Genomic DNA, 25,218 nt, shown 5'->3' on the forward strand with positions numbered 1-25,218 from the left:
AGCATTGTGAATCCGTGGGGCAGTCTTGTAGATAGATATTCCTAATCTTATCAAGACTCATTCGCAATAGCGATGAGTTGTCATACTTCGTCTCGCACCTATGGCCAGCAGCGAACGGGCGACGGAAGTCGGTCTCGCCCTCTCCGCGCGAACTGGAGAGGACTACCGCTATTCGAGCTTTGTGCTTCCGGACAGGGAACTAGTTGTTCGGGGGTGCCTTCGCAGTGGAAAGCACCCCCATAACAGCTAATCGTTCGTAGGCCTCGAGTCCGACGCCTTAGTGAAGCCTGCGGAGGGACCTGTCCAGCGCTTCGATCAAGCGATCAGCATCATTCATCGAGAACGACATCGGCGGCCGCAACTTGAGTACGTTGCCCTGGGCTCCGGAAGCGGAAATGAGGATTCGTTCCTCGCGCAGCTCGTTCACGATGCGTGCTGCAGTATCACCATCAGGGGTCAGGGAAGAGGCGTCAGTCACTATGTCGACGCCGACGAACAAGCCGCTTCCACGGGTTTCGGCTACCTGTTCCAGGCCCTGGGTGAGTTGCCGCAATTCCGTTTGGATCTTGACTCCCACCTTGAGGGAATTTTTCATCAGTGACTCGTCGCGGATTACATCCAGGACCGCCTGTGCGGCGGCTATGGCTACGGAATTCCCTCCGAATGTGTTGAAGTAACGAATATTCTTGCCGAACTCAACCAGCAGCTCAGGCTTGAAAACAGCAGCTGCGATAGGGATCCCGTTACCCATGGGCTTGCCCATCGTCACAATGTCGGGGACAATCCCGTGGCGTTGGAAGCCCCACCATTCCTCACCTGTGCGGCCAAAGCCTGGCTGAACTTCGTCCGCTATGTAGAGTCCTCCGGCGGCGTGAACTTCCTCAATGATCGGTCGAAGGAATCCTGCCGGTCCTGCGAATATTCCATCCGATGAGAAGATGCTGTCGGCGATGAAGGCAGCGAGTCCAATTCCGTGACGCTGCAGGTCCGCGATGGCAGCGCGTACCTGGGTCCGAAGATGGTCGTCCAACGTACTTTGGTCCGATGAATAGCGTAGGGCGTCCGGGGCGTCGATTACCCGCACGTTGGCGCCAAGGGGGACGCCTGCGCCCAAGGACGGTGAGAACGAGGCTACTTCGGCAGTCAGTCCGTGGTACGCGCCGGCGGTGACGATGACGCCTTGATTTCCCGTTGCATATTTGGCGACGCGCATGGCCAAATCGTTGGCTTCGGACCCTGTGCAAGTGAACATGACATGGCCAAGTTGAGCAGGGAGCGTGGATAGGAGCTGTTCGGAGTAATTGAGGATGGATTCCTGTACGTACCGGGTGTTGGTGTTCAGGGTTTGCATTTGTTGGTGGACAGCATCAATGACACGGGGGTGCGCGTGGCCGACAGACGGGACGTTGTTGTAAACGTCGAGATACTCATTTCCTTCCCGGTCAAACAGCGTGACACCCTTGCCTCGGACGATTTCCAGCGGCTTGTCGTAGAAGAGGCGATATCCGGGTCCGAGGCTGCGGTCCCGGCGCCGGATGTTTTCCTGCATTGGGGCCGGAAGCTCATCGATACGGGAGGGGTCAAAGCCGTTGACCATAGGCTTGGATGGCCTGCGTGTCATTTGTGAGGGGTTGTCCATGGTTGCTCCTGGGGAGTTGATCGGTTTCAGGGTGTGAGGCGCAAGTTTGCCGGCGCTGCTGCCGTGGAGGCGAGTCGGTCCCAGTCCGATTTTGAGTGGGAGAGGAGATAATCGCGCCTCTGAGGCAATTGGCTTGCCCGCCACTGCGTTATCAACGCTCGTAGTAGAAGACGTGCCGACGCCGATGCCGTCAGGGCCTCCCACTCCTGGATAGGGAGTGACCGGATGCTCCGAAATCCATCCATAACATGAAGTGCACGTTCCCACGGGCTATGCGGTTCTGTCCCGAGTTGGTTTGCCATGGCGACGCTCAAGTCAAAGATAACCGGGGTTCGAACAGCGTCACCGAAGTCGATTATTCCGGTGACGTAGTCCGGCACCTGAGGGTCGACTAGCACGTTAAAGGGGCTGAAATCACCGTGAATTACCTGCGTCGTCAGGCTACCGAGGAGTGGGACCACTTTTTCATCGAACTGGTCGAAGACGTCTTCGGCCACGGAGCGCTTGTCCTTGTCATGGACAAATTCCAGCAAGGGCCGCATGCGGTGAAAGTGCTTCAGGTCCCACATGAGCAAACGGTCGTCATGGGAGTGCTCGAAGTCCTGCAACGCAAGGCCAAGACGGGCCAGACTTGATCCGTACGACCGTAGTTGACCACCGGTCGGCGTGTGATTGCCCAATAGGTTTCCAGGCATGAAGCGCATGACTCGAAGTACCTGGTCGTGGGGCCCGTTCACCGACGGTAAAAGGACTTCAGGATCGCCACGACGGCTTTTAACGAGGCGTTGGACTGGAAGTTCCGGGGATGCACGTTCCAGATGCTCCATGCAGGCTGTCTGAAAATGAACGATGAGCGGATCCTCATCCGGTGACGACAATTTGACCAGATAGGTGTTGTTTCCTTCTTGGAGGCGGAAGGTCTCGTCCTTTTCGGTGGGAATCCGCGTGAGCTTACCTGTGAGTCCGTAGAGCCCGGCAAGGAGGTCCAGGATGGCAGGATCCGGTCTGGGAGTCTGCTCCACTAGTAGTCCACTTTCTGATGCGACCGCATCGAAAAATTCAGAGTCGGTTCTGACATCCATGTCGTTGGCTCCTGCCTCTAGTGGTGAGTAAGCGATCAGGTGCCGTAGGCGAGATCCATCCTGTGCGTTCGGACTGTCGGGGGAAGACAAACCAAGACACGCTTGCTCTACTGTTCAACAGTAGAAATTATGGCATGCTTTTCCTTCCGCGCCAATGCCGCGATGAGTGGTGGGGAGGTTCCCCAGAACGTGATGGAGGTGGGGAGGCGGAACCCAACGGTCTCCACCGCCCTCAAGAACTAAACTCGCTGTGTCAGCGGGGTAAGGGGCTGGAGCTACACTGGATGCCGGTTTGCGATGATCTGCCTAATGGCATCGCGGTATTCAACGATGGTGTCCGAAACGACCTTCTCAGCGAGGACAGGATCACGGGTCTCCAAAGCGGCGATGATTCTTTGATGCTCAGCTTCGAGGGCGTCCGGATCCTCATACTCGTGCTTGACAGTTGAAAGCACGTACATGAAATATCTTAGTTCGGTCACCAACTGTTGGTAGAAGGCCGAGAGTTTCCTGCTTCCCAGGAGGCCGACGATGGCGCTGTGTATTGCAAGGTCTTTTTCGACGATCCTAAAGGCATCCCCACTGCGTAAAGCCACCCGGAAGTCTTCCATGGCCTTATGCACGTCAGCCAAAGACGTTTTTTCAGAGATGCTCCGTGCAGCCGTCGTCTCCAAGTAGAACCGCGCAGTATACACGTCCATGATTTCGGAATCAGTCGGATCCCATACGATGGCGCCGTGATTTGGACGGTGGCGAACGAGGCCGCCTGCTTGAACGATCCGGACGGCTTCGCGAACCGTGTTCCTCGAAAGCTGCAGATTATCAGCGAGGACGCTCTCCCTGAGACGCTCACCCGGCTTCAGCCTTCCGTCCAGAATCATGGCTGTGAGGCCATCAGCGACTTGTTGGACGGTGGAGGAGTGCACAATCTCGATCTGTCGGACCATGAGACCATGTTACAGGTTAGTAAACTTTAGGGCAGTTGATCATGTCGCCTCGCCTGTCGGCGCACAGCGACAGCAGGGGCCCGTCCGCCCGCCCGCACCGCGGGAAGGCATCGGAAGGATGAGGCCAGCTGCTACGAACCTGATTTCGCGGTTTGCGCTGTGAGCACGTAGCGGGAAAGGGGATCCTGTGCGTACGACAAGACGTTGCTGCGGACGGCGTCTGTGGCTTGTTGGTTGACGAGCCATGCGTTGACTGCCTGGGAATCGAGGATCTCGCCTGCCCTGGCGTAGAGCCTGTAACGGTCCTCGGTGTTGGAGGTGCGGGCCGCCTCCGTGATGACGTCATCGTAGTCTTTGTTGCAGAAGTGGCTGAGGTTGTACGTGCCCTTACAGGTGTAGTCGGCCGTCAGAAAGCCAATGGGATCAGCGATATCGATGAGCCTGTTCCGCTGACTGAGGAGCATGTCGTAGTTGCCGGCCAGGACCTCAGCCTCTGCCGCGACGGATTCCTTTGACTGGATACTGACCGGGACGCCAATGTTCTTCAGGTTGTCCTGGATCACGGTAGCGACGTCGGCGAACTCAGCGCGCTCCACGATTGCAATGATTTCCAAAGGGCGGCCGGCGGTGTAACCCGCGTCGGCCAGCAGCTTCTTCGCTTCCTCGAAGTTCTGCTTGGGCGTAACCGTGTTGCCTGAAGCCCACGGTTCGGTAGATGCGAAAGGTCCGGTTGAGGGGAGTGCTGCGCCCTCGTACACGCTGGCAGCCAAGGCGTCCAGGTCCAGTGCCGAGCGAACGGCCTTTCGGAAATCGACATTGTTGAATGGAGCCCGGCCATTGTTCATATAAAGTGTGGCCGTGCGTGGCGAGTCAGCATTTAGAACAGAGACTTCGGGGGCGTTCTCCAGGGACGATACCGCGGAGGCTGGGATGGAAAGAGAAATATCCGCTTCGCCTGTTTGCACCTGAGTCGCGCGGGTAGCACCATCGGTGACAAAGCGGACCTCAGCCCCGGCAAGTTGCACGTCCCCGCCCCAGTAGCTCTCGTTGCGGTCCAGGGTCAGGGACTGCTTGGCCTTCTCCGAGACTGGCACAAACGGCCCTGTGCAGTGGCCAAAAGGGCTGACGGTCTCGCCCTGATAGGCGGCCGGAGCAAGGATTCCGGTATTGACACTTGCCAAGCGGAAAGGCACCAGCGGGCTGTCCACCGGAGTCGTCACACGGACTGTCTTCTCGTCCCTTGTTTCTACACTGCTGATGGCACTCGGACCGAACGCCCTGGCAGGCACCTTAGCCCTAAGAACAGAGTTTAGAGAAGCCGCCACGGCTTCTGCGGTGAGGCCGGTGCCGTCCTGGAACTTCACACCATCACGGATGGTGAAATCCCATTCAAGGGGCGAAACCTGCTTCCATTCTGTGGCCAGGAAGGGAACGACCTTGCCCTGGGCATGGTCGTACTTCGTCAAGGTCTCCAAGCAGCCCGACAGCGACAGGATGTACGCGGCGTCCGACTCCAGCGCCCAGTTGGCTACAGGTGCCCGGAAGTTGTCCACGACTATGCGCTGGTTGGTATCGGCAACTTTATTGGCCGCAGAAGGCCTCTCGTCGCTCAAACCACAAGAAGTAAGTGTCAGAAGGGCGGCAAGCCCTATAGCTGAAAGTCGGTAAGGATGCTGCAAAAGAACCGCCTAGGAAAGGTGCCCGAAGGGGAGGGGACTAAATGGGGATTAATTAGGATAGCCTACCCTAATTAATAACGATTGTCGGGCAGGAGATGACCTCGGGAGATCCGAAAAATGGGAGTCCTCCCTAATTCTCTGCAGCGTTTGACCAGTGGGACATTGGAACGCACCTGGCCGTCCACGCGAACACCCTTGCTGAGTATGACAGTCTGATCGGAGCCCACTAGGACGGCCCGAACGGTACCCACCAGCCGGACATGCCGAACCTAATGACGGCTTGAATGGTACCCACCTGTGAACGTTGATCCATCCAGTGTTGGATCGACGACGGGAGGGCCGGGATGGGGTCAAGAGTGGAGTTGTTCGCGCAGATTCGGAGGGATGCCCGGGTGGAGGGCGCGTCAATCCGGGAGCTTGCCCGCAGGCACCAGGTGGCGCGGAAAACCGTGCGTAAGGCGTTAAGTTCCCCGGTCCCGCCAGAGCGTAAAACTCCTGTACGGTCCTCGCCGCGGCTTGATCCTTATAAACCGACGATCGACGCCATGCTCGTCGAGGACACGACGGCGCCGAGGAAGCAGCGTCACACTGCCCGGAGGATTCTTGCCCGGCTCATCGAGGAGCATGGAGCGGACGAGTTGTCGTATTCGACGGTGCGTGACTACGTTCGGGTCCGCCGGGCGCAGATCGATGTGGAGGCCGGCCGCCGGGTTGAGGTATTTGTTCCTCAGGAGCACGCCCCGGGCGCGGAAGCGGAAGTGGACTTCGGTGAAGTCTGGATCGTGCTGGACGGGGTAAAGACGAAATGCCACATGTTCATCTTCCGGCTTTCTCACTCCGGCAAAGCCATCCACCGGATTTACCCCACCCAGGCCCAGGAAGCGTTTCTGGAAGGCCACGTCGAGGCGTTCAACGAGATCGGCGGCGTGCCGGTCAAACATATCCGCTATGACAACCTCACCAGTGCCGTCAGGGCCGTGGTGTTCGGTCAGGGGCGGAACCGCCTGGAGAATGACCGGTGGGTGTTGTTTCGCTCGTTCTATGGATTTGATGCCTTTTATTGCCAGCCAGGTCTTGCCGGCGCTCACGAGAAAGGCGGGGTCGAGGGCGAGGTGGGCTGGTTCCGCCGCAACCGGCTGACCCCGATGCCCGTGGCGAGGTCCCTTGATGAGCTCAACGACTGGATCCGGAGCCGGGAGGTTCAAGACGATCAGCGGCGGATTGATGGCAGGATCCGCACTATCGGCCAGGACTTCGCCGCCGAGCGCCCGTTCCTGGCACCGTTGCCGGCCGACGAGTTCGATCCCGGTCTGGTGTTGAACCCGAGAGTGGACCGGTCCTCAATGATTACCGTGCGGATGGTGAAGTACTCGGTGCCAGCACGGTTCATCGGTCGGCGGGTCCGGGTTTCATTGCGGGCATCCGAAGTTGTGGTGTTCGACGGCCGCGCGGTGGCGGCCCGGCACCAGCGGATTATTGCCAAGGGCGGGCAGTCGGTCCAGTTGGACCATTATCTGGAGGTCCTCAAGACCAAGCCCGGCGCTTTGCCTGGTTCCACTGCTTTGGCCAGGGCGCGGGAGTCGGGTGCTTTCACCAGCGCCCATGACGCCTTCTGGTCTGCCTCGCGCAGGGTCAACGGTGATGCCGCGGGGACCCGTGAACTGATTGACGTCCTGCTGCTGCACCGATCGATGGAAGCCGAAGACATCGAGGCAGGGATCACCGCAGCCCTTGGAGTAGGTGCCGTCAGTGCCGACGTCGTGGCGGTTGAAGGCCGCCGACATGCCTCCAGCATCCCTGCTGGTGGGTCCCGTCCTGACCGTCATCGCGGTGCTCATGCTGAAGCGAAAGTGCAACGAGTTGTCAGCCTGACCCAGCGCCGGCTGATGGACCCGGCGGCGGTCATCGCCGGGCTCCCTCCAGACAAGCGGCCGCTCCCGGCGATCAGCGCCTATGACGAGCTGCTGGCCAAACGCACCGAACACTCCGCAGGAACCGCGTCGAAGGAAAACATCTCATGAGCCCCACCGCACCGGCCACCACCATCACCCCAACCCTGCGACGGCGCCGCGGTCTGACTGAGCAGGCCGCGGTCGCGGCCGTGGACCAAGCATGCCGCCGATTGCGCCTGCCCACCATCCGGGCGGTTCTGGACGAAGCTCTGACCGTCGCGGGGAAGGAACAACTCTCTTACCAAGGCTTCCTGGCCGAGCTGCTGCTGGCCGAATGCGATGACCGGGACCGTCGCTCCTCAATCCGACGCGTCAAAGCCGCGAACTTTCCCCGGGATAAATGGCTCGGTGATTTCGATTTCGACGCGAACACGAACATCAACCCCGCTACCATCCATACCCTCGCTACCGGCGAATGGATTCGAAAAGGTGCACCGCTATGCCTGATCGGGGACTCCGGAACCGGCAAATCCCACCTGCTTATCGGGCTGGGCACCGCCGCGGCGGAGAAGGGATACCGGGTCAAATACACTTTGGCCACCCGGCTCGTGAACGAACTCGTCGAAGCCGCCGACGACAAAGTCCTCGCCAAGACCATCGCCAGATACGGCCGAGTGGACCTGCTCTGCATTGACGAGCTCGGCTATATGGAACTGGACCGGCGCGGCGCCGAACTCCTCTTCCAGGTCCTCACCGAACGCGAAGAGAAGAACTCCATCGCCATCGCTTCCAACGAGTCGTTCTCCGGCTGGACCAAGACATTCACCGACCCGCGCCTCTGCGCCGCGATCGTTGACCGGCTGACGTTCAACGGCACCATCATCGAAACCGGCACCGATTCCTACCGCCTCGCCCACAGCCTGACAAGGAACGCGCACTAAAAGGTAGCCGCGGCCGCCCGCCCCACGAACACATAGGTTGTCGTTGACCACTTCATGCCGCGCAACAGGACAGTTTGGAGACGTCAGTAGTGAAGGACTGGGCTGCTATCTTGATGCCTTCGGCCATGGTCAGATAGGGGCTCCAGAGATTCGCGACCTGATCAACGGTCATCCCGGCCTCCAGAATGTAAATCCCTGCGGCGGCGATGTCCCCGGCGTCCTTACCCACGACAGTGATCCCTACAATCCGACCCGTGTCCGCGTCGGCAACGATCTTGATGAAGCCGCGGGTATCACGGTTCACCAGCGCGCGAGGGATAAATTTGAGCGGCAGAACCCGGCACATGCACCGGATCCCTGCCTGGTTCGCTTCCTTGTCCGTCATCCCGACAGCGGCCAGGGCAGGGCTGGTAAACGTGACCCGGGGCAGGTGCCGGTAATCGACCTCACGCCCGGCACCCTCAAAGGCGTTCTCCACCATCAGGGCCCCGTGCGCGGCGGCGACATAAACGAACTCCGGGTGACCCGTCACATCACCCGCGGCCCAGATCCTCGGATTAGTACTGCGAAGGCTCCCGTCGACCAGGACTTCCCCGCGGTCCCCGGTTTCAACGCCGACCATGCAAAGGTTCAAATCCTCCGTGACCGGGCGCCGGCCTGTTGCCATGAGCAGGCGCGCGGCCCTGAATTCCTCGTTTCCTCCTGAGACGGAAGCATCCACGACCACGTCCCCCGACACCTCATCGGTCCGGACCGAGGACGCTGTCGCTCGACGGACGACCCGGATGCCCTCATCGGCGAAGACACCGGCGAGGGCATGCCCGGCTTCAGGCTCTTCGGCCGAGGCGAGCTTGGACCGGACCAGGATGGTCACCTCCGTGCCGAGCCGGGCGAAAAGCTGCGCCTGCTCCAGCGCCACATACCCGCCGCCCACCACCAGCATCGAAGCGGGAACGTCCTGCAGCTCCATCGCACTCGTGGACGTCAGATAATCCACCTCGTCCATTCCCGGCACTTCAGGGATCCAGGGGGTGGAGCCGGTCGCGACCAGGTAGTGTTCCGCGCTGACTGTCTCGGTGGTTCCGCCCGGGGCGGTGATGTTCAAAACCGGTGCGGCTGCGGTTCCGGCGAACACCGCCGTCCCCCGCTGCAGGTTCCATCCATAGCCCGCGGCGAGATCCACATACTTCTCTGACCGCATGGATTCGACCAGTGAGCGCTTCCCGGCGACCAGTTCGGGCATATCCACCGGCTCTGCGGAGGTGCTGATACCGGGGAACCGTCCGGAAGCATCGAGGGCGACATGGCGGGCTTCCGCGGCGGCCAGCAGGGCCTTGGACGGGATGCAGCCCGTGTTCACGCACGTGCCTCCCACAGTGCTGCGCTCCACCATCAACACCCGCTTGCCACGGCTGGTTGCCCGGATGGCCGCAGCGAAAGCAGCCCCGCCGGAACCGATAATGGCCAGGTCATAATCGAAAGATGCTGCCGACACGAGGGACTCCTGAAGATGGAAGGGAAGCAGCCGCCAGCACACCTGTTGCTCAACCGACCGCCATGTGCAGCCTTCAACCGAAGACCAGCTCTGCATCCCATTCTCAACCTTCCCCTACACTGGAATGTCAAGGAATCGCCGTCCTGGCCGCCTGCTAAGAAATGAGTTCATGATGCGTATCGGTGAGGCCGCGGCAGCGGCAGGGATGACAACCAAGACGCTGCGTTTCTACGAGGACAGCGGGCTTCTCCCGGCAGCGAAAAGATCCTCTAACGGCTACCGGGACTACCATGACGACTCCGTGGCCAGGCTCGAATTCATCCGCCGCGGACGGGCCGCAGGCCTCGCCCTGACCCAAATACGCGAAATTCTTAGCCTCCGTGACGCCGGAGAAGCCCCCTGCGCCCACGTCCAAGACCTTCTCTCCAACCAGCTGGCCGAACTGGACCACCAGATTTCTGAACTAATGGCGCTGCGATCCATCGTCGCCGGCCTTCACGCCACTGCCGCGTCCGGGACCGACGCAAGCTGCGATCCCGAACAAATCTGCAGCTACCTCTGACGCACTACTCCGCCAGACGCCAGCTTCCAACAACCGGGACCCCGGGTATCGTCCCAACCCGCGGCAGTGTTTTCACAGACCCAGAAACCACGCCAAGAACCCCTAGACACCCTCACAACATCATCCCCGGACGTCCGACGGGTGGGTACCGTTCGGGCCGTCCTAGTGGGCTCCGATCACGTTGACACAATCACTTGCCGCACTTGAAACGCAGCACGAAGGAAAACACCTAGCGGTAACTACAGTTCTGGTTCGAGAAACCTACAGACCTTTCAGCGCCGACTCCTGAGGTCATGCGCTGGATCGCGGCGAAACTCACCAGCTTGGCCCGAACAGCACCCTGCCTCGCAACCCAGGGCCACAGATGCGTGTGCCCACTGGGGGCAAGGGAGGAAGTCGTGGGCTCGGAGGAGCAGTCCGCCGAAGTGTTTGGGGCGGCCCGGCCTCCTTGGGCCGGGCCGCCCCAAACACAGCATTCCATGATCGGATGGAAGTACTCTGGTGGACGTGCGCTATTTGAACCGTTCGGGCCGGATGAAGTCAAGGCCCTGGAAGGAACGTTTTCCGAGGGCCTCTTCAGCGGCGATTTCACCGTATCCGGTGGCGTTCTTGAACCCGCTTCCGGAGAAGCCGGAAGCACAGTAGATCCGGCTGCCCTCATTAATCCAGCCTAAAAGCGGGGCGTGGTCCTTGGTATAAAGGTCCGGGAACGCATCGGAGCGGACGATGTTCGGGTAAAGGCCGGGGAAGAACTCCGCGACCGTTTCGGTGGTCTCGACGATCTCCGCGGGGGTGAGTTCCCGGGGCACGCTTCCCGCGTCGGGGGTTGGCCGGCCTCGGCCGTCCAGGGTTGCCTTAACGGTCACGCCGTCGACTGCTGGCGCGCCGTACATGGAGCGGTCCTCGTACATCCGGGTGAAGATCGGGAAGCGCTCCGGGGAAAATTCTGCACCGTCGCGGGCGACGAACCAGGTCAGTATGATGCGCTTGGTTTCCGTTGCGCTCTTCAGGTACTCGGGTAAGAGTTCCCGGGACCACCCGCCGGAGGCGACAATGACGTTTTCGAAGGTCCAGGACTGCCCACCAGAGGCAATGACGACCCCTTCCTCGGTTTCGGTGAGGCTGTTGATAGCGGTGTTGCTGTGGACTGTTGCGCCGTTGGCTTTGGCTGCGGCTATGGCTGTGGTGACGGCCCGGTCGGTTCGGAGGGCGCCGGCATTGGGGTCATAGACGGCGATGTCCTCGGGCCGGAGGTTGTGTTGGGGGTAGCGTTCTGCCATCTCCTCGCGGCTGAGAATTTGGTGTTCGGCTCCGTTAATACGAGCCGTTTCGAGAACGCCCGAGACATAGGCCCCGTCCTTTTTGCCGATCGAAAGTCCGCCGCAGCGGGTCAGAATGCTCTGGCCCGTCTCGGCTTCGAGTTGTGCCCATAGTTCGCGGGAGCGTTTCCTGATGGGGTAGTAGGCAGGGTTGCCGCGGTAGACCATGCTGAACAGCCGGGTGTCTCCTCCGACGGCGCTGCGTGCATGGGCGGGGGAGTGTGCTTCGAACCCCACCACGGAGTCGGAGAGCCGGGAAGCTTGCCAGAGGGCCATGCTGCCGATGCTGCCCAGGCCGATGACTGCGAGTTTTCCATCCATGGTTAGAGCACCTGCTTAAGGAAGGCTTGGGTGCGGGGTTCTTTGGGGTTGGTGAGGACTTCGCGGGCGTCGCCGCGTTCTACTACGTTGCCTTCGTCCATGAAGATCAGGGAGTCGGCTACTTCGCGGGCGAAGCCCATTTCGTGGGTGACGACCACCATGGTCATGCCTTTTCTGGCGAGGTCTTGCATGACGTTGAGGACTTCGCCGACTTTTTCGGGGTCCAGGGCGGAGGTGGGTTCGTCGAAGAGGATGATCTCGGGGTTCATGGCCAGAGATCGGGCGATGGCGACGCGTTGTTGTTGCCCGCCGGAGAGTTCGGCCGGGTAACGGTCCCCGAAAGCGCCGAGTCCGACGCTGGTGAGCAGTTCCTGGGCTTGCTTGGCGGATTGTTTCTTGTCGGCACGCTTGACCAGGACCGGTCCGGCCATGACGTTCTCGCGGGCGGTCATGTTGGGGAAGAGGTTGAAGGACTGGAACACCATGCCAACGCGGGTGCGCTGCAGAGCCAGTTGTTTGGGTGGGAGGGCATGGTAGGCGGTGTCGGTTTCGTAGTAGCCGAAGTCGTCGCCGTTGACTTTCAGTATGCCGGAATCGACGGTTTCAAGTCCATTGATGCAGCGCAGAAGGGTGGATTTGCCGGATCCGGAAGGCCCGATGATGCAGCAGATTTCGCCGCTGGCGATGGTGAGGTCGACGTCTTTGAGAACTGTTTTGGGTCCGAAGGACTTCCTGATTTTATGGGCGTGGATGGTCCCGTCAGCGTTCATCGTGCTATCCCTTCGGGTGCGGTGAGGGTGACTTTGCGGGCTCTGCGGGGGACCCGGACGGAGGTGTGTGAGTACTTTTGCTCGAGCTTGGATTGCGGGTAGCTCAGCAGCATGGTCATCACCAAGTACCAGAGGCTGGCGACGATGAGCAGCGGGATGGTCTCGTAGGTGCGGGCGTAGATCAGTTGGGCGCTTTGGAGCAGTTCGGCTACGCCCAGGACGGAGACCAGCGAGGTGCCTTTGAACATGCCGATGACCTGGTTGCCGGTGGCGGGGATGATCGAGGGCATGGCTTGGGGGATGATGACTTTGCGCATTTTCATGGCCCCGCTCATGCCCAGGGAGTCGGCGGCTTCGATTTGGCCTTTGCCGACTGAGGAGAATCCACCGCGGATGATTTCGGCCATGTAGGCCGCTTCGTTCAGGGTCAAGCCCACCAGAGCTGCGGTGATCGGACCCATCAGGGCGTTGGTGTCGATCGCGGTGCCAATGTCTGTGAACGGGATGCCGATGCTCAGGTTCGGGTACAGGGCCGAGAGGTTGAACCAGAAGATCAGCTGGACCAGGACCGGGGTGCCGCGGAAGATCGTGATGTAGACACCGGCCAGGGCTGCGATGGGTTTGATGGTCGAGGCCCTCATGATGGCCAGTCCCAGTCCCAGGAGGGTACCCAGGGCCATGCTGGCCACGGTCAGGAAGATGGTGAGCATCAGCCCGCGCAGGATGGACTCATGGGTGAAGTACTTCGCCACGACATCCCATTTGAAGTTCGGGTTCGTCGCGACCGAACTCAGGATGCCGATACCGACCAGGATGCAGACCACCCAGGAAACGTACTCAAACGTGCTGCGCCGCTTCAACCGCGGCTTCAACGCCGAATCCAACCCGCTCATCACTTTGCTTCTTTCAATAGTCACTTGCTTCATTTGCGACCGCTCTAGTTCAGTTTGGCGTCGGTAATGGCTCCGGACTCCAGCCCCCAGGTCTCGAGGGACTCCTTGTACTCCGGGGTCGCAAGGACAGACTGAACTGCTGCTTGGAAGGCCGGAACCAGCGGCGATCCCTTCTTCAGGCCAATGGCCGTCAGGTCGCTGGAACCGACATTGACCCTGCCGAGCATCGTGAAGGAGCCTGGCTGCTGCTTCTCAGCCCACCCGAGAGAGGTCGTGTCGTACAGGATGCCGTCGATGCGCTTGGAGTGCAGCTGGGTCAGTGCGTCCTGGACGTTGGGCAAAGTCACGGCATTGATGGCTGGCTGTCCCTTTGATGTGCAAGTCTGCTCGCTCAAAGCCGGGAGGCGCTTGAGCTGGCCCGTTGATCCCTGGGTGACTGCGATGTTCTTCCCGCACAGGGTTTCTACGGTGAGGTTGAGCGGGTTGCCTGCGGCCGCCACCACGGACGTGCCGGCCTTGAAGTAGTCGATCATATCGAGGACCTTGAGGCGTTCTTCGGTCTTGGACATGGTGGTGGCAGTGAAATCGAACCTCCCTCCGTCCAGGCCCGGGATGATGGTGTCGAACTTCGTGTCCACGAACTTCAGCTTCAGGTCAAGCTTCTTTGCAATGAGCCTGGCGATATCCGGGTTGAGTCCGATCGGGGTGCTGTTGTCCTCCGCAAGGAACGTCGTGGGCGGGTAGTGCAGATCCATGGCGACCGTGAGTTCACCCTTGTCCTTGAACGACTGCGGCAACAGTGCCATGGCAGCCGAGTCAGGCTGGACACCCTCGGAAATGTCGGTGGTGTTGGCAGTCTTGGCTGCATCAGTTGTCGTCATGCTGGTGGCCGCGCCGCCACAGGCACTTAAAGCCAGCAGAACGGCGATCCCTGCAGCTGCTGTCTGCACTTTATTGATGGTCTTCATAATGCTTCCCTTCCAATGGCTCCAGTCGGGTTAGTCCGCTGGTGCGATGAGGTATTCAGAATCTGTTCAGAACGTCATTGCCGATGAACGAGACGTTTCTTGATGAAGAAAAACGCAGATATGCGTGCTGTGTCCGTCTCGTCTTGCAGGGCGTCGTGTGAGCTGGATCTCACCAACCTCCATTAAAAATGGAACACGAAGCCTGTTCAATTGTCAACAGTTGAACATGAGAAAATGAAGGTAAATTGGCCTACTGTTCAACTGTTGACGATAATGCTATTTTGTTTTTGGAGTGTTACCTGAAGGGTTTCCCTCAAGAGTCCAGGACTATAAAACCGCCAGCCCATTCGCCTGGTCCTCGGCGACTACAACCCCTACCAGTAGCTCCTTCGGTTGAGCCGAATGGCTCACCCGAGGCCCATCCTCTGCTTACGGCAAGGGATGGAATTCCGGCCGCCCCTAGTGGTGCTGAGATGATCGTCAGGAAGAAGGCACGGACCGGGATCTGATGGCGGTATGTGCTGTCTTGACGTAGTGGAACAGCAGAGGTTGCTTGTAGAGGAGCAATTGCTGCGGGAGACGCCACGGCTCCATTGATGTGACCCGGTCCTCCGGACGGAGGCGGTCATGATCGACTTGTGTGGCAAACCTGTATCCCGCTGTACCCCAGGGGCGTATCTACGGTCCCTTGGGTTCTTCTCCACTGAGCGCGTTGTGGAACTGGCTTTCCATCTCCCGGCGGAAGGCGTCGATGTCGCCCGCTAGAGCATGTTCGGCCAATCTTTCGTGCTCCACGGCGATTTCATGGAGGTCGCTGTACGTCGGATGGTCCGCCGCGAAGTAAAGCCGGAGTTTGTTCTCCCATCCGCTCCAAAGACCTTGCAATGCTGCGTTTCCCGAGAATTCGTAGAACAGCCTGTGAAAACGCACGTGAGCGTCGATGCTTGCGGGGATATCGTTGGTGTCCGTGGCGCGGTAAAGTTCCTCGATGGTCTGCTTCAATCGAGGCCGCTCGGGACCACGCAGCGTTGCGGCGGAAAGTTCGGCGGCGTAAGGCTCAACAAGCATTCGAAGCGCCGCGATTTCGGCGACGTCGCGAGCGCTCACCTCAACAACAAATGACCCCTTGAAAGGGATCTTTACGACGAGTCCCTCCTCTTCAAGTCGGGTAAGGGCCTCTCGAAGCGGGGAGCGGCTGATTCCCAGATCGGCAGCAATGTGCGTTTCTCGGAGCTGTTCTCCCGGAGGGACAGTTCCATCCAGGATGGCTGTCCGCAACACACGGTACACACCCTCCGGCGTCGTCGTCCGCTGCTCCTGCCAGATAAACTTTCTGTCCATCAGATCGCCCCTCGTGTCGATTGTCGATTATACCGGCTATTGGCTTCCTAGGGTCTGAAATAAGCATGCCCTCTTCCGGCGCGTTGAAGACGTAGCCGGAAGAGGCCTTGCGACGTGCTTATTCGTGAAGTCCAGCGAGCCTGCTGCCGAATTTGGCCAGCAGTGATGTCTTGGTGGAATTCCGGCGCTCTTCCCACCTGTCTGCAAAGCCAAAGAGGCTGTACATGCTGTGGACCCCCAGCCAGCGAATAGGCTCGGGCTCCCACTTCGGTGCGCGGTACCCAACCCAGGGAAGGGAAGTGCGTTCGGTCTTCTGTTCGAAGGCCAGTTCTACCAACGTCCTGCCGCCCAGGTACGCCGCGGTCACGCCGTGGCCGGCATACCCGGTGGATGACCCGACCCCGGATGCATGGTCCCACTGGACGCCGCCGTTCCAGTCGCGGGTAACGCCCAGAACCCCGGACCAGGCGTGATCCACGTCGAAGTCGATGCCCGGGAAGAACGAGCGGAGTTTGGTGGACAGCAGATCAACCGTGGACTGGGGGGTTGAGCCTGTGCCGCCCGTCCCGGAGCCGTAGCGGTAAGGTTTGCCCCGGCCGCCGATGGCGATGCGCCCGTCAGCTGTTCGTTGCGAATAGATGAAGGTGTGCGCGGAGTCGCTGAGGCATTGCGGGCCGTTCCAGCCGATCTGCTGCCAGGCCTCTTCCGGCAACGGCGTGGTGACGATCATGGAGGAGTTGATGGGTATCAGGCTCCTGCTGCCAAGCAGTGGTCCGGAATAGCCCTCGGTGCAGATAAACGTCTTTGCCGCAGCAACCCGCCCGCTTTCGAGGGTGAGGGTGTTGCCATCGATGCTGCCGACCCGGCTGCCCTCGTAGATGCTCACCCCCATGGAGGTGAGGGTTTCGGCGAGTCCGTAGACAAGTTTTGCTGGGCTAAGTCGGGCGCAGTGCTTGTACACCAGACCGCCGTGGACGGTGGAGATGTTGATTTCTTTCTGGAAGTCTTCACGGCCGATCAGATAGACATCGTCTTCGGTCAAACCGTACTTCCAGTCGGCGTCACGTCGGGCGACCAGCCGGCCAAGCCCGGCCTCCGTGTGGGCTGCGACCAGCGCGCCGCTCTTGTGCTGATCGGCGTCGATGCCTTCGGCGCGCAGGATCTCCAGGACGGCGTCGACGCCGGCGACGAACTCCTGCTGCAGGGCGCGGCTGGCTTCGATGCCTCCCCTGGATGCGCGAGCGAACCTGGCACGGTTTCCTGCGGGCATTGCTGAGAGCCAGCCGCCGTTCCGGCCGGAAGCGCCGTAGCCGATCTGCTCGGCTTCAAAGACGGCGATCTTGAGGGAGGGCTCGAGCTTCTTGGCGAAGTACGCTGCCCATAGTCCGGTGTATCCGCCCCCGACAACAGCCAGGTCTACGGACTGGTCTCCTGCGAAGTGAGGGTAGGCGGGCCGTTTGTTTTCGAGTCCGGCCATCCAGAAGCCGAGGTCTCCGTTTCGGGGTGCTGCCGCGACGGTTGTCATTGTTGATCCTTCTTTGGGTGGAATCGGTGATCAGAAGGCGGTGTATCCGCCGTCAACGGGGAGAACTGCTCCGGTGATGTAGGAGGATTCCTGGGACGCCATGAAGAGAATGGCGTCTGCGATCTCTTCGGGGGTGGCGAGGCGTTGGAGCGGGATCTGGCCTTCACGCTCCCGGCGGTACGCTTCCGGGTCGTCCCTGCGCTGGAACGATGCCTCGATGACAGGGGTCACGGTCAGCCCGGGAGCGACGACGTTGACACGGATGTTCCGTGAGGCCCACTCGATGGCTGCGCCCTTGGCCAGCATGATCAGGCCCCCCTTGGCTGCGGAATAGAGGACTTCATCGGGCTTGCCCACCATCCCGAGCCGTGAGCCCACCAGCACGAACGAACCTCCGGCTGCCGGCATCAAAGGGGCGAAGTGTTTCATCATCAGGAATGAGCTGAGCAGGTTGCTGTGGAGCACGTTCCTCGCGTCCTCGTAGCTCATCTCTGTCAAGGGACCGCTGACCTGCAGGCCGTGGTTGAGGACAACCACATCCACAGTGCCGAAGGACTCTGCAGCCTGGCGGGCCAGGCTTTCGACGAACGCTTCGTCGTTGAGGTCGCCGGGGAAGTACAGGTCCTCGGCTTGGGCGCTGTTGAGTTGTTCCCTGCGGCCGGTCAGCAGCAGACGCGCGCCTTCACGGCGGAAATGCGAGCTCACTGCCTCTCCGATTCCGCTGCTGGCTCCGGTTACCACGGCCGTGGTCTTATCAAGTCTCATGTGGGTCACTCCGTTGTGATGTAGATGCGTGGTGAAGTGCTGGTGATGGATCAGCTGAGGAATCCACGGGCGTCCACTTTCCAGCGCTCCAAGGTACTGCCGGTGCTGTCGGTGACGATCAGCTCTTCAAAGTTGATGACTACCGGGCAGACGTGGTTGGGCACGATCGGAAGCACGGCGCCGATGCCCGGAGTGAAATCGCCCGCGGGCAGTGGGAGGAAGCCGTGGTACTCGTTGAGTTTGGACAGGACGGCCTGAGTGCCAGCCACGGCACCGTAACCGATCTCGGCATTCCCTTCCCGGCTGAGTGCTTTGGTGCCGACGTCGAGGATGACCTGGTCGGGAACCCAATCGCTGACTACCGTGCCGGCGACGAACAATGCGATTTGATCCTCTGTGCAGGCACCAAGTCTGGTGTTGTTGAGATCGTTGAAAACGTATTCGCCGGGACGGATCTCGGTGATGATGCTGCTGGTTGCGTACTCAATGGTGGGTGTGGATCCCGCGCTGACCACATCAGCCATCATGCCTACGGCCTTGAAGCTGCGCACGGCAGCGATGAGCGCAGCTTCCTGGTCCATCGCGGCACGCTTGCGGGCCTCCCGGCCGGAACTGCCGTGGCCCGGGTACGTGAAGACGCCCACCGGAACCAGGCCCTTCCTGCGGGCGGCAACCGCGAGGTCGCCTGCTGCCTCGGGCGGTGCGCCGGAACGGCGGGCACCGCAGTCGACTTCGATCACGACTTCCAGCCGTCCGGCTTCAGAGCCCATCGCGTCAGCAATGGCATCGATTGCCGCAAAATTGTCGACGCCGACCCGTAGCCGGGTGGTGACGGCAAGCTTTCGGATTCGCACGCCTTTGGTCCCTGAAGGCCAGATCGGGTAGGCGATGAAGATGTCATCGAAGCCGGCTGCGGCAAACACCTCGGCCTCTCCCACATTGCCTGCGGTGATTCCGACCGCACCGGCCTTCACCTGGCGGCGGCCAATTTCAACGCACTTGTGTGTCTTGACGTGCGGCCTGACGTCGAGGTTCCGCTCAGTGGCGAAGGCCTGCATGCGATCAATGTTGTCCTGCATCACATCGACCAACACGATGGGTGCGGGGGTGTCAACCTTGGCGACGAGAGTGTCCAGTGCCCGTTGAAGCCGGTTCACGCTTACTCCTCATGTATCTGTGTGTGAAAGTTCGAGGCTGATGGTGCTGATGTCCTCGAAGTGATGTGTTGTTCGGGACCCAGGTGGGCGGGTCCCGAACAACAATGTCGGTCCTAAGAAGCGGCGGTACAGACCATCTGGATCTCGACAGGGGTATTGAGCGGTAGCCCAGCGACTCCGATTGCGGTGCGGGAGTGTCGTCCGTTCTCACCGAGAACCTCGATGAGCAATTCGCTGGCCCCTTCGGCAACCTTTGACTGCAAACCGAAGTCCGGTGCGCTGGCTACGAACACCAGCATCTGCACCACCCGGACAGCGTCAAGGTCTCCCAAGGCCTGGACAGCGGCCGCAAGACAATTCAGTGCGGCATGACGTGCGAGTTCCCTCGCCGCCCCCAACTCGACATCCCGGCCGACAACCCCCTGACCCAGCAGCACGCCGTCCTTGAAGGGCAGTTGGCCGGAAATGTGGATGCTGTCCCCAACTTTGTTGTGGTCCACATAGTAGGCGTTGGCAGACAGGACGGGCAGCTCCAGCCCAAGGTTGGCCAACCTTTCCAAAGCAGTCCCGCCTTGGACTGTTTGAGCCAATGGAACGCTCATGATGCTGCCACCTCACCGTGAATCACCACTTCGCTCCGCTTTCTAGGAATCCGAACGCGGCAGGCCGAACAGGACCGGCAGATCGGCGATGTCCGTAATCCGCTCGTAGTTGAGCCAGTGCTCGTCGTGCTCGAAACCGCGGTCAACGTAGACCTTATTCTCGATGCCCATAATCGCTGCCGAACGGTGGTCATACATCGGGCTGGCAGAGACGTGCACGATCTCGTCCGGGGTGACCCCAAGCTTGTCGAACATGTACTCGAAAGCACCGAGCCGCGGCTTGTACATGCCCATCTGCTCGGCGGTAATGATGACCTCGAACGGTGCCTTGAGGTTAGCCGCAAGGCGCTCGGCGACCGCGGTGTCGCTGTTGGTGATGATGACCAGCGGGACTGCCTCAGCCAAGCGGTTCAACGCCTCGGTGACGCCAGGGTAAGGACCCCACGTGGGGATCCGGTCGTAGACCTCACGGGCATCCTCGGGCCGGAACTCGATGCCTACCTTGCGTGAAGCGCGTGCCATGGAGTCGGCAACGATCTGATGGAAAGGCTTGTACTCGCCAGTGCACTCGTCGATCCGGTACGCCTTGCAGATTCGCAGATATTCATCAGCGACCTCAGCCGGCAACCGCTCGCCCAGGACGTCCCGCATCGTGTCGTTGATCGCAAATTTGATGAGCGTTCCGTTCATGTCGAACGTCACGAACTTTGGCTTGTTTTCGAATACCACGACTTCCTCCAGCTTTTCAATGCTTGTCGATTGTCGACGAGCAGGTGTTTTGTTCTAGATTTTCCGGGTGTAATTGCAATGCCATGCGTCCCGTCGATTGTCGACAATACTAGTGTTGCAGTTGATTGTCAACGGTCTTCAGGCCATTTCGGCCTATGCTTGGTCGCTTGTGCGCACTAGATCAGGCTCCCAAATGTCCAAGACATGGGAGTGTCACGTGGGCCCGCCCGTACCAATCGTCCCTCGCCGCGGTGTTGCCCGAGTTCCGCTGCTGCACGTCATGGCCACGCAGTCATTGGAACGGACGTCAGGTCGGGGTTTTGGCGGTCCTGGTCTCAGCTGCGCAGCTGGGGCCGGTACCTTTTGCTGGCGATATTCAGCGAAACGGGCGGAGATCAGGATGTGGTGCGGCGGGCTACGTTGTAGAAGCGGATATTCTCGTATTCCTCAAGGCCTTCGGCACTGCCTTCGCGTCCGAGCCCGGACTGCTTGATACCTCCGAAAGGAGCGCCGGCGTTGGACGGCACGCCTTGGTTGATTCCCACGATTCCCGTTTCCAATCGGTCTGCGACGTTAAGGGCGCGGTCGATGTTTTCGGTGAAGACGTATCCGGCGAGGCCGAATTCTGTTGCGTTGGCTCGGGTGAGCGCTTCGTCTTCGGTGCTGAACCGTTGGATCGCGGCGATAGGACCGAAGATCTCGGACCGGGCAACGTCGGAGTCTGCGGCGACGTGGTCCAGCACTGTTGGGGCGAAGAAGTTACCTCTCGAGTCGTATCCGTGGCCGCCTGTCAACAGGCTGGCGCCCAGGCCTACGGCATTGTCCGTGTATGCCTGCATCTGGGCTACAGCGCGGTCATCGATCAGGGCACCGAGCCCCGTCTGCTGTCCAAGGCCGCTTCCGATGGCAATTTGCGCGAAGCGTTCGGTGAGCGCCACGGCGAAGTCATCAGCTATACCGTCCTGGACGTAAATGCGATTGGCCCCAATGCAGGACTGCCCGCCGTTGCGCAGCTTCGCGGCGAAGGTACCTTCCACAGCGCGCTGAAGATCAGCGTCATTGAAGACAATGAGAGGTGCATTGCCGCCAAGTTCCATGGAGCTGCGGAGTACATTCTGCGAGGCAAGCTTCAGGAGCTGGCGTCCAACCGGCGTCGACCCAGTAAATGAAACCTTCCGGACCCTGGGGTCGAGCAGGACGGCTTCGCTGAAGGCCCCGGACTTGGAGGTAGTGATGACCTGAATTAGGTCTTCGGGCACACCTGCTTCGATAGCGAGCTGGACGGCAAAGTAGGTCGTCAGGGGAGTGAGGGTCGCGGGCTTGATGACCACCGGGCATCCTGCCGCCAATGCCGGCGCGATTTTCCGGGTGGCCATGGCCAAGGGAAAGTTCCAAGGCGTGATCAGAACCGCCAGACCCACGGGGGATCGGCGGGTCAGCAGGCTAGCGCCTCCGTCAGGGGTGTCCCGGAAGTTCCCTGCCGGGCGCACCGCCTCTTCGGCGTACCAGCGAACGAAGTCGGTACCGTACTTGACCTCTCCGCGGGCCTCAGCCAGGGGCTTGCCCATTTCGCGTGAAATGAGGTGTGCCAGGTCTTCGCTGTGGGCAATGAGCTTGTCATACCAGGCGTGGAGCACGTCAGCTCGCTGACGAAGGCTGCTGCCGGCCCAGTCGGTTCCCGCCGAGTCGGCCTTCCCAACAGCTTCAAGTGCAGCCTCGACATCAGCGTCGGGGACGTGGGCTATGGTCTCGGCTGTGGCAGGGTCTTGGACAGCAATGCCCTGCTCGGGCAGGTTTATCGACTGGATGACTGTATCTGCGTGCCTGATACTTTCCGCGTCCGGCGCAATCAGCGGGGACGCAACGTGAACGTTGGTGGTCATCGGTTCTCTCTTTCGGTTCAGGCTTGTTCGATGGCGGTGACAAGGAGAGCGAGTCCTGGACGCCGGTGATCGAGGGGCGGAGCGTGGATGTGGTTAGGTGCGGGACGTCTGCGCCTAGGAGCATTGCACCCTCCACCTTCGCGATTCCGATAGTCGCCCCCAGAGGCCGGCTAACTGAAGGTGACATGAAGAGTGACGCTGAGTTAGTCAAGCCCGCCGCTCCTGGAATCGCGTCGATTGTCGACAAATTGTGTGACAATGTCGATGTTAAGGTCGAGGTTGTGACACTGTCAATGCTTCATCTCAGCGCCCCATGCCGTTGGTCCCGGATAACAGATCGTGACGCGAAAGACATTTGAATCTCTCCAGCGGCGCTCAAGGTCTGGGATCAACCACGGTGAGCTAGCATGTGGGTTGTTCACCAAATTCACCCCGATATCCAAATTCACCAAATTCACCTAGATTCACCTGAGCCTGGAGAGTGCCGCGTGCCGACGACCGAGAACCCCTTCAGACCCACGGCCGGGGCCACGCCGCCCGAAGTCATCGGCCGTTCCGGGCTTCTGGACGAGTTCGAGTACGGGTTGGATCTTGGCTCGGGCGCGCCGGGATTGCTATCCATCTTCACTGGCGCCCGGGGCATCGGCAAAACGGTCATGCTCGGGGCAGCCCACGCCGTCGCCCGCGAACACGGGTGGGCTGTCATCGCCGAGACTGCCACCGGTACGTTCATGGGCCGTATTGGGGAGAAGATGCGCCGGTTGACCCACGAACTGGCCGACAATCCCGAATCCCGCCGCCGGATCACTGGGTTGTCGATTGCCGGCTTCAGCATCACCTCGCAGCTGACACCCGAACGCCAGGTCGACTGGCGTGAACTGGGAGAAACCCTGCTGACCCTCCTTGACGAACGTGGCACGGGGCTGCTGATCACGGTAGATGAGATCCACGCCGCTGACCGCGCTGAACTCGCTCAACTGGCCGCCAATGTACAACACTTCATCCAGGACCGCCTGCCCATCGCGTTGATTTTCGCGGGACTGCCCTCAGCAGTATCGGACCTCCTGAACGAAGGTGTTGCGACGTTCCTTCGCAGGGCAGACAAGATTGATCTGCACGCCGCTGCCGTCCGCGACGTCGAGAAGTCGTACACCGACACGTTCGCCGCCGCTAACATCAACATCCGGCCTGAGCTGGTTAGTGAGGCAGCAACTGCCACAGGCGGCTACCCGTTCCTGATCCAACTCATCGGCTACTTCCTCTGGCGAGAAGCCGAGAAAAACAACGGACAACTCTCCCGCGACGCAGTCGACAGAGCCATCACTGCCGGTATCCGACGAAACGAACGCGTCGTCATCGAAGCAGCCCTCGCGGCGGCCTCAGCCAAGGACCGTGAATTCCTCCACGCCATGTCCATCGATGACGGACCCTCAGCGACGGCTGACATCATCCGCCGCACAGGATCCCGACCAACCCTCATTGCGAAATACAGAAACCGCCTCCTCGACGCCGGCCTCATCGAATCAACCGAACACGGCAAAGTCGACTACGCCATTCCCGGCCTCAGAGAATACCTACGCAAGAACCCCGACTCCTGACGCATCCTTAGCCCTGCTAAGGGTGCTGTGTGGGTTCCCCCAGTACACTCACCCCGAACATGACGCGGGGCCGCACAACGGAGGCTATCTCAAGCGGATAGTATGACAGGACAAGGGGCATGAAACGGCTCCCCCAACATGACCAGTTGCAGTCCGGAGTGGGCTGGTGACTGTAGAGGCTCGCCTTGGGGGCGCCCCACACGCTTATCGGAAGTCGAACTTTCCATCATCGTGACTGACTCCCCCATTCACTCTATTCCTAAGAGCCTTGTCAGCGGCTTGGATCGTACGAACAAAAATGCCAATGTCACCAACAATGGACCAACTAGAGATGTAAAAGTCATCCAGATCGGTAGGGTCCTGCAGAGGATGATTCGTGCGTCCCTTGAATTGCCAGAGGCCGGTTACACCCGGTCTGATTCGAAGCTCTCTTTCGGATGGGTATGTAATCTCCTCAGCAAAAAGACGAGGGCGGGGTCCCACCATTGACATATCTCCGGAAAGGACATTCCAAAGCTGCGGGATCTCGTCAAGCGAGTACTTTTTCATCCATCGGCCGCATCTTGTAGTTTCCAGGTCCTCGCTTACTTTGTAAAGTGCACCTGATACATTGAGGCCGTCTGCCACAGTAGCCGATTCCGCTCTCATGCTAGTTCTAAACTTGTACATCATAAATGGTTGCCCATGCCTACCGATTCGGAAGTGACCATAAATAACTGGACCAGGTGAGTCCGACTTTACAATGAAAGCAAGAATTAGTGCAATTGGGAAAAAGACTGCGATGAAGAAAATAGCGAGAAAGACGTCCAGCATTCTCTTTATTGCTCGCTGAGCCGTACCAAGTCTTCGTCCAAGCTGCATATCCGTGGCAGCGTCGACTATATCCCGCGAAGTAGCACCAAATAGAAATCCAACACGGCTGCGTGGGCGGAGATTCACTGCCGCCTGAGACCATCGCGACGATATGCCGGCATTCTTAGACATGACTTCGTCACTTGCAAATACGAGACCTGGGCCATCGGACGATCTCGGGTGAGAGAACTCAGCCTCGAGAAACTCTAGATACGCTGCACCTTCAGGATTTTGCATAAGTGCTCCTAGTTGAGCAGT

At 60.0% G+C, this 25,218-nt stretch carries 21 protein-coding genes; 4 read left to right on the forward strand and 17 right to left on the reverse strand.

Features of this window, described 5'->3' with window-relative positions:
• Positions 1 to 277: 277 nt before the first annotated feature.
• The 4 genes from FQP90_RS13215 to FQP90_RS13230 all read right to left on the reverse strand — a co-directional run bounded on the left by FQP90_RS13215 (position 278) and on the right by FQP90_RS13230 (position 5,281).
• Positions 278 to 1,639, reverse strand: a complete 1,362-nt coding sequence (locus FQP90_RS13215; RefSeq protein ID WP_208760004.1) for an aspartate aminotransferase family protein — start codon at positions 1,637 to 1,639, stop codon at positions 278 to 280.
• 26 nt (positions 1,640 to 1,665) lie between these two features.
• Positions 1,666 to 2,811 (reverse strand): phosphotransferase, encoded by a 1,146-nt coding sequence (locus FQP90_RS13220; RefSeq protein ID WP_144651197.1) that lies wholly within the window; start codon positions 2,809 to 2,811, stop codon positions 1,666 to 1,668.
• 185 nt (positions 2,812 to 2,996) lie between these two features.
• The gene (locus FQP90_RS13225) at positions 2,997 to 3,668 is read right to left on the reverse strand and encodes a GntR family transcriptional regulator (RefSeq protein WP_144651200.1); all 672 of its coding nucleotides are present in this window, start codon (positions 3,666 to 3,668) and stop codon (positions 2,997 to 2,999) included.
• Between the two features lie 131 nt (positions 3,669 to 3,799).
• On the reverse strand, positions 3,800 to 5,281 hold the full coding sequence (locus FQP90_RS13230) for an ABC transporter substrate-binding protein (protein WP_439898655.1): 1,482 nt from the start codon (positions 5,279 to 5,281) through the stop codon (positions 3,800 to 3,802).
• A gap of 410 nt (positions 5,282 to 5,691) precedes the next feature.
• On the opposite strand from FQP90_RS13230, the gene istA reads away from it, so the two are divergent.
• Complete coding sequence (gene istA, locus FQP90_RS13235; protein WP_011691636.1) at positions 5,692 to 7,368, forward strand: IS21 family transposase; 1,677 nt, start codon at positions 5,692 to 5,694, stop codon at positions 7,366 to 7,368.
• Positions 7,365 to 8,180, forward strand: a complete 816-nt coding sequence (istB, locus tag FQP90_RS13240; RefSeq protein ID WP_011691635.1) for an IS21-like element helper ATPase IstB — start codon at positions 7,365 to 7,367, stop codon at positions 8,178 to 8,180. Before istA ends, istB begins: the two co-directional genes overlap by 4 nt.
• A gap of 52 nt (positions 8,181 to 8,232) precedes the next feature.
• Here istB and merA read toward each other — a convergent pair whose 3' ends face one another.
• A complete protein-coding gene (gene merA, locus FQP90_RS13245; protein WP_011691634.1) occupies positions 8,233 to 9,675 on the reverse strand; it encodes a mercury(II) reductase in 1,443 nt (480 codons plus the stop codon).
• Between the two features lie 172 nt (positions 9,676 to 9,847).
• Between merA and FQP90_RS13250 the strand changes: the two genes are divergently transcribed.
• Positions 9,848 to 10,237 carry a heavy metal-responsive transcriptional regulator gene (locus FQP90_RS13250; protein WP_031216440.1) on the forward strand — a complete coding sequence of 130 codons (390 nt, stop codon included), beginning with the start codon at positions 9,848 to 9,850 and terminating at the stop codon, positions 10,235 to 10,237.
• A 512-nt stretch (positions 10,238 to 10,749) separates the two neighbouring features.
• Here the strand turns inward: FQP90_RS13250 and solA are convergent.
• The 11 genes from solA to FQP90_RS13305 form a co-directional block, all read right to left on the reverse strand.
• Positions 10,750 to 11,877: an N-methyl-L-tryptophan oxidase gene (gene solA, locus FQP90_RS13255; RefSeq protein WP_144651205.1), complete on the reverse strand. Its 1,128-nt coding sequence runs from the start codon at positions 11,875 to 11,877 to the stop codon at positions 10,750 to 10,752.
• A gap of 2 nt (positions 11,878 to 11,879) precedes the next feature.
• Positions 11,880 to 12,647 (reverse strand): amino acid ABC transporter ATP-binding protein, encoded by a 768-nt coding sequence (locus tag FQP90_RS13260; RefSeq protein WP_144651207.1) that lies wholly within the window; start codon positions 12,645 to 12,647, stop codon positions 11,880 to 11,882.
• Positions 12,644 to 13,540 (reverse strand): amino acid ABC transporter permease, encoded by an 897-nt coding sequence (locus tag FQP90_RS13265; protein WP_144651209.1) that lies wholly within the window; start codon positions 13,538 to 13,540, stop codon positions 12,644 to 12,646. The genes FQP90_RS13260 and FQP90_RS13265 overlap by 4 nt, the downstream gene beginning before the upstream one ends.
• Positions 13,541 to 13,584: 44 nt before the next feature.
• Positions 13,585 to 14,508, reverse strand: coding sequence for an ABC transporter substrate-binding protein (locus FQP90_RS13270; RefSeq protein WP_144651211.1), 924 nt, complete (start codon positions 14,506 to 14,508; stop codon positions 13,585 to 13,587).
• A 678-nt stretch (positions 14,509 to 15,186) separates the two neighbouring features.
• Positions 15,187 to 15,849, reverse strand: a complete 663-nt coding sequence (locus FQP90_RS13275; RefSeq protein ID WP_144651213.1) for a GntR family transcriptional regulator — start codon at positions 15,847 to 15,849, stop codon at positions 15,187 to 15,189.
• Between the two features lie 118 nt (positions 15,850 to 15,967).
• Positions 15,968 to 17,374 carry an NAD(P)/FAD-dependent oxidoreductase gene (locus tag FQP90_RS13280; protein WP_208760005.1) on the reverse strand — a complete coding sequence of 469 codons (1,407 nt, stop codon included), beginning with the start codon at positions 17,372 to 17,374 and terminating at the stop codon, positions 15,968 to 15,970.
• Between the two features lie 30 nt (positions 17,375 to 17,404).
• Positions 17,405 to 18,139, reverse strand: coding sequence for an SDR family NAD(P)-dependent oxidoreductase (locus tag FQP90_RS13285; RefSeq protein WP_144651215.1), 735 nt, complete (start codon positions 18,137 to 18,139; stop codon positions 17,405 to 17,407).
• A 50-nt stretch (positions 18,140 to 18,189) separates the two neighbouring features.
• Positions 18,190 to 19,296 carry an alanine racemase gene (locus FQP90_RS13290; RefSeq protein ID WP_144651217.1) on the reverse strand — a complete coding sequence of 369 codons (1,107 nt, stop codon included), beginning with the start codon at positions 19,294 to 19,296 and terminating at the stop codon, positions 18,190 to 18,192.
• 113 nt (positions 19,297 to 19,409) lie between these two features.
• Entirely contained in the window at positions 19,410 to 19,898 is a 489-nt protein-coding gene (locus FQP90_RS13295) for a RidA family protein (RefSeq protein ID WP_144651219.1), read from the reverse strand.
• A 42-nt stretch (positions 19,899 to 19,940) separates the two neighbouring features.
• Complete coding sequence (locus tag FQP90_RS13300; protein WP_144651221.1) at positions 19,941 to 20,627, reverse strand: haloacid dehalogenase type II; 687 nt, start codon at positions 20,625 to 20,627, stop codon at positions 19,941 to 19,943.
• Between the two features lie 395 nt (positions 20,628 to 21,022).
• A complete protein-coding gene (locus tag FQP90_RS13305) occupies positions 21,023 to 22,510 on the reverse strand; it encodes an NAD-dependent succinate-semialdehyde dehydrogenase (protein WP_144651223.1) in 1,488 nt (495 codons plus the stop codon).
• 488 nt (positions 22,511 to 22,998) lie between these two features.
• On the opposite strand from FQP90_RS13305, the gene FQP90_RS13310 reads away from it, so the two are divergent.
• Positions 22,999 to 24,108, forward strand: a complete 1,110-nt coding sequence (locus FQP90_RS13310) for an AAA family ATPase (RefSeq protein WP_244296763.1) — start codon at positions 22,999 to 23,001, stop codon at positions 24,106 to 24,108.
• Between the two features lie 204 nt (positions 24,109 to 24,312).
• Here FQP90_RS13310 and FQP90_RS13315 read toward each other — a convergent pair whose 3' ends face one another.
• A complete protein-coding gene (locus tag FQP90_RS13315) occupies positions 24,313 to 25,197 on the reverse strand; it encodes a sugar transferase (RefSeq protein ID WP_144651227.1) in 885 nt (294 codons plus the stop codon).
• Positions 25,198 to 25,218 lie beyond the last annotated feature (21 nt).

It is taken from the genome of Paenarthrobacter nitroguajacolicus (assembly GCF_007786235.1).
Classification (GTDB): domain Bacteria; phylum Actinomycetota; class Actinomycetes; order Actinomycetales; family Micrococcaceae; genus Arthrobacter; species Arthrobacter nitroguajacolicus_A.